The organism is Microbacterium sp., assembly GCF_044508325.1.
Classification (GTDB): Bacteria; Actinomycetota; Actinomycetes; order Actinomycetales; family Microbacteriaceae; genus Microbacterium.
Genome location: NZ_JBIQHX010000040.1, coordinates 1 through 11,151, shown reverse-complemented (window position 1 = coordinate 11,151; position 11,151 = coordinate 1). Strand labels below are relative to the sequence as shown.

Genomic DNA, 11,151 nt, shown 5'->3' with positions numbered 1-11,151 from the left:
CCAGGATAGGGGAGACGGCCCGGGCCCCTCCTCGCCTCCACCCCTGCACATTCCCCCCCCCGCTACAGCCCCCGCCCCTCCCCCTTCCGCTCCCCCTCCCCCCGCTCCCCCCGCTCCCCCGCCGAACCCATCACATCGGTACCAACCCAGTCGATCTGTGCGCTCGGATCGAATGGGGTCGCACCGATGCGATGGGTTCGGCAACGGCCGGTGGCGGCCATGACGCCGGTAGAATGGACCCTTATGTCTGACGGCCCACTGATCGTGCAGAGCGATCGCACCGTGCTGCTCGAAGTGGCGCACCCGGATGCCGAGACCGCCCGCCACGAGCTCGCGATCTTCGCGGAGCTCGAGCGCGCGCCCGAGCACATCCACACCTACCGCATCACGCGGCTCGGACTGTGGAACGCCCGCGCGGCGGGGCACGACGCCGACGACATGCTCGCCACACTCGACCGCTGGTCGCGATTCCCGGTGCCGCCCTCGGTGTCCATCGACATCCGCGAGACCGTGGGCCGCTACGGGCGCCTGGTCATCGAGCGCGACGACGAGGGCGCCCTCGTGCTGCGCTCGACCGACCCTGCGGTGCTCGCCGAGGTGGCGCGCAACAAGCGCATCCAGCCGCTGCTGGTCGGTCACCCCTCGCCCGATGCATACGTCATCGACGCCTGGGCCCGCGGCCACATCAAGCAGGAGCTGCTCAAGATCGGCTGGCCCGCCGAGGACCTCGCCGGCTACACGCCCGGCACCCCCCACCCGATCGCGCTGGACGAGGACGGCTGGCAGCTGCGCCCCTATCAGCACGAGGCGGTCGAGAAGTTCCGCGACGGCGGCTCGGGGGTCGTGGTCCTGCCCTGCGGAGCGGGCAAGACGCTCGTCGGGGCCGGCGCCATGGCCGAGACGAAGACGACGACCCTCATCCTCGTCACGAACACCGTCAGCGCGCGGCAGTGGCGCGACGAGCTGCTGCGTCGCACGAGCCTCACCCCGGAGGAGATCGGCGAGTACTCCGGCCAGGTCAAGGAGATCAAGCCGGTCACCATCGCGACCTACCAGATCCTCACCGCGAAGCGGAAGGGACAGTACGCACACCTCGCGCTCCTGGACGCCCTGGACTGGGGCCTGATCGTCTACGACGAGGTCCACCTGCTGCCCGCGCCGGTCTTCAAGCTGACCGCCGACCTGCAGGCCCGCCGCCGCCTCGGCCTGACCGCGACGCTCGTGCGCGAGGACGGCCGTGAGGGAGACGTGTTCAGCCTCATCGGGCCCAAGCGCTTCGACGCGCCGTGGAAGGAGATCGAGGCCCAGGGCTACATCTCCCCCGCCGCCTGCTACGAGGTGCGCGTCGACCTGCCCGCCGGCGACCGCCTCGAGTACGCCGCGTCCGCCGACGAGGAGCGCTATCGGCTGGCCGCGACGGCGCCGGCCAAGATCGAGGTCGTGCGCGACCTCGTGGAGCGGCACCGCGGCGAGCGCATCCTCGTGATCGGGCAGTACCTGGATCAGATCGAGGTGCTCGCCGAGGCGCTCGATGCCCCGAGCATCACCGGTGCGACACCGGTCGACGAGCGCGAACAGCTCTACCAGGCGTTCCGCGAGGGGACGATCGAGGTGCTCGTCGTCTCGAAGGTGGCGAACTTCTCCATCGATCTGCCGGAGGCATCCGTCGCCATCCAGGTGTCGGGGTCGTTCGGCTCCCGCCAGGAGGAGGCCCAGCGGCTCGGGCGCCTGCTGCGCCCGAAGGAGTCGGGCAACACCGCCAGCTTCTACACGCTCATCGCGCGCGACACCGTCGATCAGGACTACGCGCAGAACCGCCAGCGCTTCCTCGCCGAACAGGGGTACAGCTACACGATCCTGGATGCCGAGTCGCTCGCCGCGTGACGCTCAGCCCGCCCGGCCGAGCCAGTCCAGCGCGAGCGCGGCCACCGCGTCCGGCGCATCGTCGGTGACGAAATGCGCGGCGTCGTCGACGAAGGCGAGCTCGAAACGCTCCGCACACTCCTGGTGGTCTCGGCAGATGCCGCGCACGACGGGCTCCGTGAACGGGCCGTCCCGCCGGCCGAACACGGCGAGGGTGGGCGGCTGGAGTCGCATCCGCCGGTAGTCGCCGCGTGCGAGACGGACCACTTCGGGCACGATCATGCCGCGATACAGCGCCCGGACGGCGCGATCGACCTCCGGGCGCTCCTGCACGCAGAGATAGGCGTCGATGGTCGCCTCGTCCATGGGGACAGCGGCGTACCGCGGCCCGTAGAGCCATCGCAGCGACTGCCCCTGGCGGTGCATCAGCATGCGCGGCATGTGCGCGAAGGCGGGCAGCAGCCTCGGGCTGAACCTCATGAACCCGGGAGGCACCGCGAGCTGCACGGCGGTGCGCACCCGCTCCGGATGCGCGTAGCAGAACTGATTCGCCACGACCGCGCCCAGATCGTGCGCCACCAGGTGGGCGCGATCGATGCCGAGGATGTCGAAGAGCGCGAGCAGGTCGTCTCTCATCGCGTCCCGCCGGAAGCGCGGGTCCTCCGCCTGCGTCCAGCCGGAGCCGCGCAGATCGGGACAGATCACCCGGTACCCCGCTGCGGCGATCGCCGGGGCGATCGTGCGCCACTGCCACCAGTGCGAGGGGAACCCGTGCAGCAGGACGACGGGATCGCCCTTCCCGATGGCGGCGAGGTGCGTGCGGATGCCGGCCGTCTCGATCACCGTGTGCTCGAAGCCCGCCGCGGCCGGCAGCGGAGGCGACCACGTCCGCGCGGCGGACTCTTGCGCAGACACCGGTGCTTCCATGATCGACCTCCAGTCATGCGGGGAATCGCGTGCAGGTAGCGTACTACGTTCATAGTAGTTTTGTCACTAGAAACGTAGTGATCTACGCTCGTCTCATGACCAGCACCCGGAGCCGCGCGCTGCGCGCCGCCGTCGAGCTGGTCGGCTCGGAAGGCGTGCGCGCGCTCACGCACGGACGAGTGGATGCCGCGGCCTCCCTCCCGCCGGGGTCCACCTCGAACCACTTCCGCACCCGCGCCGCCCTCGTGGCGGGCGTCATCGAATGGATCGCCGCCGCAGAGCGCGCCGATGCGGGGGTTCCCGAGATCACGACCCGGGAGCAGCTCATCGCCGCCCTCAGCCGCATGATCGAGGCGCAGTCGGGCCCGCTGGCGGCGCGGACCCGCGCACGCTACGCCCTGTTCCTCGAGGCGGACGAGGATGCCACGCGACCGCTGGTGGCGCAGCGCGATGTGTTCGAGGACTGGGTGCGCGCCATCCTGCGCGACCTGGGCGGCACCCGGGCCGAGCAGCGCGCGGTGTTCCTCATGGCCACCGCGGAGGGGCTCCTGCTGCACCGCCTCACGGTCGATCCCGACGCGCCCGTCGACGACGTGATCGCCCGCGCCGTGGACGCGGCGCTGGCCCGCTGACCTACGCCGTGTAGCGCAGGAACACGTACCCGTCGGCGTCGCTGAACGACCCGGCCAGGCGGAACCGGCGGTCGGCCTCTGCCGCGCCCTGCGCGATGCGACCGGCCGCACCGCCGACGAACCGCGGCGCGACCGTCACGCACACCTCGTCGACCAGTCCCGCCTCCAGCAGCGACCCGAACAGGTGCGGACCGCCCTCGCACAGCACCTGGCTGAGCCCGCGGTCGGCGAGCGCGCCGAGGGCGTCGCCGAGATCGACGGACTCGTCGCCGCACACGAGCACATCGGCCACCTCGGCCAGCGCGACGCGCTGCGCCGCGGGCGCTGCCGCGCAGGTGATCACGAGCGGACGCGCCTCGGCCTTCGCGAAGAAGGGATGCCACGGGTCCAGGCCCAGCGACCGCGAGACCACCGCCGGGCGCGGCGCAGGGGCCATCCCGCGGGCGCGACGCCAGGCGGCATCCTCGTCGTCTCCCCCGAGCCCGCCGTACTCCTCGACGCGCACCGTCCCGGCGCCGACGATCACGACGTCGGCCATCGCCCGCAGCACGCGCATGACAGCGCGGTCGGTGTCACCGCCGAGCGGGCCGCTGCGCCCTTGGAGGGTCACGGCTCCGTCCGCGCTCTGCACGAAGTTCATCCGCACGCGCGTGGCGTCGCGGTCGGGCAGCGCATAGGCAGCCAGCAGCTCGTCGCGGGTGGGCATCAGTCGTTCCCTTCCGGTCGCATGTTGTGGCGCAGGTACGCCGGCGCGCGCCAGCCCAGGATGGCCTCGGTCATCCGCAGGGCGTCGACGGTCTCACGCACATTGTGGGCCCGCACGATGCGGGCGCCCTGCAGGGCGCAGTAGACCGCGGCCGCCAGTGACCCGGCGAGCCGGTCGCCGCGGTCGCGGTCGAGCGACTCGCCCACGAAGTCCTTGTTCGACAGGGCCACCAGCAGCGGCGAGCCGAGCGCCGTCAGCTCGCCCAGGCGCCGGGTCAGCTCGAGGGACTGCCGCGTGTTCTTGTTGAGGTCGTGCCCCGGGTCGAGCACGATCCGCTCCGCGGGCACGCCCCGTGCCAGCGCGAGGGCGCGCCGCTCGGACAGGAACGCCGCCACCTCGGCGATCACGTCGTCGTAATGCGGCACCGGATGCTGCGTGCGCGGCGCGGCCAGGCTGTGCGCGATGACCAGCGCCGCACCCCCCGCGGCGACGACGTCCGCCATGCGCGGATCGTGCAGACCGGTGGTGTCGTTGATCATGGCCGCACCGGCGTCGATCGCGGCGCGGGCGACCTCGGGGTGGAACGTGTCGACGCTCACCGCCACCAGCGGCGCGAGCGCGCGCACCACCGGCACGACGCGGGCCATCTCCTCCTCGATGGGAAGCGGGGGCCCGGGGGCGAACGGGACGCCGCCGACATCCACGATCGCTGCGCCCTCGGCGACCGCCTGCTCCCCCGCGGCGATCGCCCGATCCAGTGCGAAGGTCGCGCCGCGGTCGTAGAACGAGTCCGGGGTGCGGTTCACGATGGCCATGACGGCGAAGCGCCGGGAGAGATCGAGCCCGTCCGTGATCACCGCACACCTCCCGTCGCCAGAGTAGCCGTGCGACAGGCGGACTCGTGCGTCGCCGTCAGGTGCGCGGCGACGCCCTGTGCCCGCCCGCGGTCACGACGGGATGAGATCCTCCAGCGGCACGTCCGGGTCCTGCAGCCGGTCGAGGTCGACCGCCTCGCCCGACCGGATGAGCCGCTGCACCGCCTCGTTCACATCCCACACGTTCACGTTCATGCCGCCGACGACATGCTCGCCCTGCACCCAGAACGCGATGTACTCGCGCGCGTCGAGATCGCCGCGGATGACGAGGTCGGCATCGGCCATCAGGGGCGGGTAGCCGGACAGCTCCATGCCGAGGTCGTACTGGTCGGTGTAGAAGTAGGGGATCGCGTCGAGCACGGCGCGGCGGCCGAGCATCGAGTTCGCCGCGACCTTGCCCCCCTCCAGCGCGTTGGCCCAGTGCTCGCTGCGCAGATGGCGCTGGATCACCGGGTGGTACGCATTCGCGACGTCGCCCGCCGCGAAGACGCCGGCGGCGCTGGTGTGCAAGCCGGGGTCGACGACGATGCCGTTGTGAAGCCGGAGTCCGGCGGCCTCGGCGAGCGCCGTGTTCGGAACGGCGCCGACGCCCACGAGCACGAGATCGGCGGGCACCGTCTCGCCGTCGACGACGACGCCGTCCGCGCGCCCTTCCCCGGTGATGCGCTCCACGTTCGCGGACGTGCGCAGGTCGACCCCGTGCTCTCGGTGCATCTGGGCGAAGGCCGACCCGAGGCGCTCGCCCAGGGCGGCGGCCAGCGGCACGGGGTCGCGCTCGAGGATCGTCACCTCGTTCCCGTAGCCGCGCGCGGTCGAGGCGACCTCCATGCCGATCCAGCCCGAGCCGATCAGCACGAGGTGCTTCCCGCCGTCCTGCAGCGCCTCCTTGAGCGCCTCGGAGTCCTCGATGCGCCGGAGCTGATGCACGCCGGCAAGATCGTGGCCGGGCAGCGGCAGCGAGCGCGGCGACGCGCCGGTGGCCAGGAGCACAGCGTCGTAGCCGAGCTCGGTGCCGTCGGCGAGGGTGACCGTCCGTGCCGCGGGGTCGAGCCCGGTCGCCGCCACGCCCGTGCGCAGCGTGATGTCGCGCTCGGCGTACCAGTCCGCGGGATGCAGGTGCACGGCATCCAGTCCCTCGGATCCCGCCAGGAACCCCTTGGACAGGGGCGGCCGCTGATAGGGCGGATGCCCCTCGGCGGCGACCACGGTGACCTCACCGTCGAAGCCGCTGTCGCGCAGCGTGGCTGCGGCGGTGCCGCCGGCCATTCCGCCGCCGATGATGAGCATGTGCGCCATGCATCCCCCTCTGTCAGATCTCCTGCCGGAAACGTGCCTGCAGTCCGCGGTCGCCGGCGAGCTCGCCGCGGAACGACGTCGTCTCGGTGGTCGCCCCGGCCGCCTGCACGCCGCGCAGCGACATGCACATGTGCTCGGCGCGCAGCACGACGCCGACCCCGCGCGGGGCCAGCTCGGCCTCCAGCGTGTCGGCGATCTGCACGGTCAGGCTCTCCTGCACCTGGAGGTCGCGGGCGTGCCGCTCGACGACGCGGGCGAGCTTGGACAGCCCCAGCAGTCGCTCGCCGGGCAGATAGCCGACCGTGGCGACGCCGCGGAAGGGCAGCAGATGGTGGCGGCAGAGCGAGACGAACGGGATGTCGCGCACCACCACCAGCTCGCCGTACCCGTCGTCGTTGGGGAACGCGGTCATCGTGAACGGTCTCGGGGTGGTCAGCTCGACGAAGCCGTCGACCACCCGGCGCGGCGTCTCGGTCAGATCGGCGCCCAGCTCGTAGCCGAGCGCGGTGAGCAGCTCGGCGACGGCGGCGAGGGCGCGCGGCCGGTCGATCGGAGGACGTGTGGGAGGCGGCGCATCCTCGACCGCGTGCAGCTGCGCGACCTGTGCCGTTCCCGACATCGCCCACCGTCCTCTCGCCTCTCACGGTACGGCGGCGAGATTCTTCTGTCAAGATCCGTAATTTTAGAATACACTCGCAGCGTGACCCCACTCGTCGCCAACCGCGCCGCCGCGCTGGCCCTGCTCGGCGACCCGATCCGGCGTGCTCTGTACCGCCTCGCCGCCGAGGGCGACCTCACCCGCGACGGCGCCTCGGCGGCCCTCGGAATCCCGCGCAGCACCGCCGCGGTCAACCTCGATCGCCTGACCGACGCGGGGCTCCTGGTCGCCGAGTTCCGGCGGCTGACCGGCCGCTCGGGCCCCGGCGCCGGCAGGCCGGCGAAGGTGTACCGCGTCGCGACGACCGAGCTGGTCGCGAGCATCCCGGAGCGGCACTACGAGCTGGCCGCCGAGCTGCTCGCCGCGGCGCTGGAGCGCGCCGAGCGCGACCGGATGCCCGTGCGCGAAGCGGTGGCCGAGGAGGCGTTCGCCACCGGAGCGGCCGTCGGCGGCGGGCACGACACCCTCGAAGACGCCCTGGATGCCTGCGGCTATGCGCCGGCCGCGGGAGGCGAGGGCGACCTGGTGCTGGAGAACTGCCCCTTCCACCAGCTGGCCACCCGGCACACGCCGCTGGTGTGCGGCGCCAACGTCGAGCTGGTCCGGGGCCTGGCGGCGGCCACGGGCGACGACCGCGAGCCCGTCCTGGCGCCGCGCGAGGGCCGGTGCTGCGTCGAGATCCGCGCGCGGAAGGATGCGGCCGAGCAGCGCCGATCCGCCCGATATCCAGCGCAGTGATGGCATCCGTCACCATAATGGGCCTATGACTGCTCCGCGCATCCTCGTCGTCGACGACGAGCCGAACATCCGGGACCTCCTCATCACGAGCCTGAAGTTCGCGGGCTTCCAGGTGCGTGCCGTCTCCAACGGCGCCCAGACGATCTCCGCCGTCCTCGAAGAGGAGCCGGACCTCATCGTGCTGGATGTGATGCTGCCCGACATGAACGGGTTCAGCGTCACCAAGCGCCTCCGCGGTGCGGGCTACACCGCCCCGATCCTGTTCCTGACCGCCAAGGACGAGACCGAGGACAAGATCGAGGGCCTCAACGCGGGCGGCGACGACTACGTCACGAAGCCCTTCTCGCTCGACGAGATCGTCGCGCGCATCCAGGCGATCCTGCGCCGCACGATGCAGACCGACGAGGAGGCGGTGATCCGCGCGGGCGAGCTGACCATGGACCAGGACACGCACGACGTGCGCGTGGGCGACGAGTCGATCGACCTCAGCCCCACCGAGTTCAAGCTGCTGCGCTACCTCATGCTCAACCCCAACCGGGTGCTCAGCAAGGCGCAGATCCTGGACCACGTCTGGGAGTACGACTTCAACGGCGACGCCGGCATCGTGGAGAGCTACATCTCCTACCTGCGCCGCAAGATCGATCCGCACTCGACCGAGCCGCTGATCCAGACCAAGCGCGGCTTCGGCTACATGCTGAAGGTCGGCAAGTCCGGCTGACGCGCCCGGAGGGCGCACGACCCGATGGCGAAGAAGATGGATGCGGTCACCCGCTGGTGGCGCGGCGTCAGCCTGCGGGCGAAGGTCACCGGCGTCACCGTCGGCGTGCTGGTGATCGGCCTCGTCGCCACCGGGGTGGGCGCGAGCGTGTTCCTGCGCACCGCGCTGACCCAGAACCTCGACAACCAGCTCGAGCAGCTCGCCGCCGCCGACCTCGCCAGCGGACTGGTCGAGATCGACCCGATCTCGGGAGTGGTCTCGGCGCGGCCGGACACGGTGCAGACCGACTACTTCCTGGCCCTCTACGATCCCGAGGGCAGGTTCCTGATCAGCGTCGGAGGCATCGGTCCCGAGCCGGCGTTCCCCGAGACCTGGACGCCGCTGGACACCAACCGCCGCGGCACGGCGCCGTTCGACCTCGCCGGCGCCGACGGCCGCGGCAGCTTCCACGCCAGCGTCGGCCCGCTGCAGCCCCCGGGGCTGACGGGTCTGTTCTCGCAGATGGTCGTCATGCCGCTCGCGCCGGTCGAGCGCGTCGTCAACACGTTCCTCGGCATCTACGGCATCCTCGCTCTGATCACGATCATCGGAGCCGCCCTGATCACCCGCCTGCTCGTGACGCTGACCTTCCGAAGTCTCGGCCAGGTCGAGACGACGGCCATGGCGATCGCCGCCGGCGACTTCACGCAGCGTCTGACCGACGTCGAGCCGAAGACCGAGGTCGGCAAGCTCAAACTCGCGATCAACACGATGCTCAACCGCGTCGACGGCGCACTCGCGCAGCGCGACACCACGCTGCGGCAGATGCGCCGGTTCATCGGCGACGCGAGCCACGAGCTGCGCACCCCGCTCGTCTCGGTGCGCGGCTATGCCGAGCTGTACCGGATGGGCGCCATCCGCGGCGAGGAGGACACATCCCAGGCCATGGAGCGGATCGAGAAGGAGGCGATCCGCATGGGGATGCTCGTGGAGGACCTCCTGGCGCTCGCCCGCCTCGACGAGAAGCGCGATGTCGTCATCGAGCCGGTGGATCTGCGCCCGATCGCCCGGGACGTCGCGCTGGACGTGCGTGCGGCGGCCCCGGCGCGCGTGGTCACCGTGATCGACACGACGATCGGCGCCGAAGAGCCGCCCGCACCGCCCGAGCCCGAAGACGACGATGCGCCGGCTCGGCGCCGCTCCGGGCCGCCCACCTCGGCCATCGCGCGCGCCGGCGCCACGACGATGTCGCTGCTGCGCCGCCGGCAGCGCCAGGCTCCACCGACCCAGACGCCCCCGGCGGCCGACCAGGACGTCGCGCCGCCCGCGGCCGCGGCACCGTCCGATCCCGCCGCAGACGACGTGCCGACGCTACCCATCGTGCTCGGCGACGAGAACCGCATCCGGCAGGTCGTCACCAACCTCATGGCCAACGCCCGCCGGTACACCGCCGCCGACGCCCCGATCGAGGTGGCCGTCGGCGTGGACGCCCACGCAGGCACCGGCTGGATCGCGGTGGTCGACCACGGCGAGGGCATCCCCGACCAGCTCAAGGACCGGATCTTCCAGCGCTTCTGGCGCGCCGACACCTCCCGCGCCCGCGAGACCGGCGGCAGCGGCCTCGGGCTGTCGATCGTCTCGTCGATCGTCGACGCGCTGCACGGCAGCGTCGCCGTCGCCGACACCCCGGGCGGCGGGGCGACCTTCCGCGCCTCCTTCCCGCTCGCCACGAAGCGGGATGCCTCCGAGCACCTGCAGATCGAGACGCAGCCGCTGGACCGCCTCCCCTCCGAGGAGCGGTGACCGACGGTCCGCCCGGGCGCCGGATCCTGCACAGGAGCGGGCGCGAGGCATCCCTCCCCAGCCGGACTGTCCGTGCGATCGGCGGCCGGTCGAGCGCGGCTAGCCTGGGCATCCCCCAGCGAACAGGAGCATGCCATGGCCGTCTTCTCCGTCGACAGCGACGCCGTCCTCACCGCGACCGCCGCCGTGCGCGGCACCGCCGACCGTCTCGAGGCCGAGGCCTCGGCGATGCTCGCGCAGCTGACGCAGCTGCAGTCGGCGTGGACCGGGTCGGCGTCGGCGGCCTTCCACGGGGTGGTCGAGCAGTGGCGCGTCACGCAGCGGCAGGTCGAGGACTCGCTCACCACGATCAGCCAGGCGCTGGCGACCGCCGGGCGCCAGTACGCGGAGGCCGAGCAGCTGAACCTGAGCCTGTTCCGCTGACGGCGCCGGGAACGATGAAGGGCCCCTCCGTGCGGAGGGGCCCTTCGTGCGAGCGTGGATCAGAAGTCCATGCCGCCGGTCGGGTCGGCCGGGGCCGCCGCAGCCTTCTCAGGCTTGTCGGCGACGACCGCCTCGGTCGTCAGGAACAGGCCGGCGATCGACGCGGCGTTCTGCAGCGCCGAGCGCGTCACCTTCGCGGGGTCGATGATGCCCTGCGCGAACATGTCGCCGTACTCGCCGGTGGCCGCGTTCAGGCCCTGGCCCTCGGGAAGGTCGGCGACCTTCGCCGCGACCACGCCGGGCTCGAGGCCCGCGTTGAGGGCGATCTGCTTGAGCGGCGCCTCGATGGCGACCTTGACGATGTTCGCGCCGGTGGCCTCGTCACCCTCGAGCGACAGCTCGCCGAACGCCTTCTGGCCCGCCTGCATGAGCGCGACGCCACCGCCGGGGACGATGCCCTCCTCGACGGCCGCCTTCGCGTTGCGGACGGCGTCCTCGATGCGGTGCTTGCGCTCCTTGAGCTCGACCTCGGT

At 72.0% G+C, this 11,151-nt stretch carries 12 protein-coding genes; 6 read left to right on the top strand and 6 right to left on the bottom strand.

Features of this window, described 5'->3' with window-relative positions:
- Positions 1-243: 243 nt before the first annotated feature.
- Positions 244-1,884 (top strand): DNA repair helicase XPB, encoded by a 1,641-nt coding sequence (locus ACIWQI_RS16035; protein WP_396658950.1) that lies wholly within the window; start codon positions 244-246, stop codon positions 1,882-1,884.
- Positions 1,885-1,887: 3 nt separating this feature from the next.
- On the opposite strand, the gene ACIWQI_RS16030 is transcribed toward ACIWQI_RS16035, so the two are convergent.
- Complete coding sequence (locus ACIWQI_RS16030) at positions 1,888-2,778, bottom strand: alpha/beta fold hydrolase (RefSeq protein ID WP_396658949.1); 891 nt, start codon at positions 2,776-2,778, stop codon at positions 1,888-1,890.
- Positions 2,779-2,885: 107 nt separating this feature from the next.
- Between ACIWQI_RS16030 and ACIWQI_RS16025 the strand changes: the two genes are divergently transcribed.
- Positions 2,886-3,422, top strand: coding sequence for a TetR/AcrR family transcriptional regulator (locus ACIWQI_RS16025; protein WP_396658947.1), 537 nt, complete (start codon positions 2,886-2,888; stop codon positions 3,420-3,422).
- Between the two features lies 1 nt (position 3,423).
- On the opposite strand, the gene ACIWQI_RS16020 is transcribed toward ACIWQI_RS16025, so the two are convergent.
- From ACIWQI_RS16020 to folE, 4 genes are all read right to left on the bottom strand, one after another.
- Complete coding sequence (locus ACIWQI_RS16020; protein ID WP_396658946.1) at positions 3,424-4,128, bottom strand: pyrimidine reductase family protein; 705 nt, start codon at positions 4,126-4,128, stop codon at positions 3,424-3,426.
- Positions 4,128-4,943 (bottom strand): dihydropteroate synthase, encoded by an 816-nt coding sequence (gene folP, locus ACIWQI_RS16015; protein ID WP_396658952.1) that lies wholly within the window; start codon positions 4,941-4,943, stop codon positions 4,128-4,130. Before folP ends, ACIWQI_RS16020 begins: the two co-directional genes overlap by 1 nt.
- A 132-nt stretch (positions 4,944-5,075) precedes the next feature.
- Entirely contained in the window at positions 5,076-6,299 is a 1,224-nt protein-coding gene (locus ACIWQI_RS16010; protein WP_396658944.1) for an NAD(P)/FAD-dependent oxidoreductase, read from the bottom strand.
- Between the two features lie 13 nt (positions 6,300-6,312).
- Positions 6,313-6,918 (bottom strand): GTP cyclohydrolase I, encoded by a 606-nt coding sequence (folE, locus tag ACIWQI_RS16005; protein WP_324226084.1) that lies wholly within the window; start codon positions 6,916-6,918, stop codon positions 6,313-6,315.
- Positions 6,919-6,999: 81 nt separating this feature from the next.
- Between folE and ACIWQI_RS16000 the strand changes: the two genes are divergently transcribed.
- The 4 genes from ACIWQI_RS16000 to ACIWQI_RS15985 all read left to right on the top strand — a co-directional run bounded on the left by ACIWQI_RS16000 (position 7,000) and on the right by ACIWQI_RS15985 (position 10,618).
- Positions 7,000-7,695, top strand: a complete 696-nt coding sequence (locus ACIWQI_RS16000) for a helix-turn-helix transcriptional regulator (RefSeq protein ID WP_396658941.1) — start codon at positions 7,000-7,002, stop codon at positions 7,693-7,695.
- A gap of 25 nt (positions 7,696-7,720) precedes the next feature.
- Positions 7,721-8,413 (top strand): response regulator transcription factor, encoded by a 693-nt coding sequence (locus ACIWQI_RS15995; protein ID WP_396658939.1) that lies wholly within the window; start codon positions 7,721-7,723, stop codon positions 8,411-8,413.
- 24 nt (positions 8,414-8,437) lie between these two features.
- Positions 8,438-10,195 carry a sensor histidine kinase gene (locus tag ACIWQI_RS15990; RefSeq protein ID WP_396658937.1) on the top strand — a complete coding sequence of 586 codons (1,758 nt, stop codon included), beginning with the start codon at positions 8,438-8,440 and terminating at the stop codon, positions 10,193-10,195.
- 135 nt (positions 10,196-10,330) lie between these two features.
- Positions 10,331-10,618 (top strand): WXG100 family type VII secretion target, encoded by a 288-nt coding sequence (locus ACIWQI_RS15985; protein WP_324226088.1) that lies wholly within the window; start codon positions 10,331-10,333, stop codon positions 10,616-10,618.
- A 59-nt stretch (positions 10,619-10,677) separates the two neighbouring features.
- Here ACIWQI_RS15985 and ACIWQI_RS15980 read toward each other — a convergent pair.
- Positions 10,678-11,151: TCP-1/cpn60 chaperonin family protein (locus tag ACIWQI_RS15980; RefSeq protein WP_396658935.1), on the bottom strand; the 474-nt coding region annotated here is incomplete at its 5' end.

Excerpts from the sequence above, each read along its gene's own strand:
- ACIWQI_RS16035 (WP_396658950.1), top strand. The coding sequence starts at position 244 with ATGTCTGACGGCCCACTGATCGTGCAGAGCGATCGCACCGTGCTGCTC.
- ACIWQI_RS16025 (WP_396658947.1), top strand. The coding sequence starts at position 2,886 with ATGACCAGCACCCGGAGCCGCGCGCTGCGCGCCGCCGTCGAGCTGGTC.
- ACIWQI_RS16020 (WP_396658946.1), bottom strand. The coding sequence starts at position 4,128 with ATGCCCACCCGCGACGAGCTGCTGGCTGCCTATGCGCTGCCCGACCGC.
- folP (WP_396658952.1), bottom strand. The coding sequence starts at position 4,943 with ATGGCCATCGTGAACCGCACCCCGGACTCGTTCTACGACCGCGGCGCG.
- ACIWQI_RS16010 (WP_396658944.1), bottom strand. The coding sequence starts at position 6,299 with ATGGCGCACATGCTCATCATCGGCGGCGGAATGGCCGGCGGCACCGCC.
- folE (WP_324226084.1), bottom strand. The coding sequence starts at position 6,918 with ATGTCGGGAACGGCACAGGTCGCGCAGCTGCACGCGGTCGAGGATGCG.
- ACIWQI_RS15995 (WP_396658939.1), top strand. The coding sequence starts at position 7,721 with ATGACTGCTCCGCGCATCCTCGTCGTCGACGACGAGCCGAACATCCGG.
- ACIWQI_RS15990 (WP_396658937.1), top strand. The coding sequence starts at position 8,438 with ATGGCGAAGAAGATGGATGCGGTCACCCGCTGGTGGCGCGGCGTCAGC.
- ACIWQI_RS15985 (WP_324226088.1), top strand. The coding sequence starts at position 10,331 with ATGGCCGTCTTCTCCGTCGACAGCGACGCCGTCCTCACCGCGACCGCC.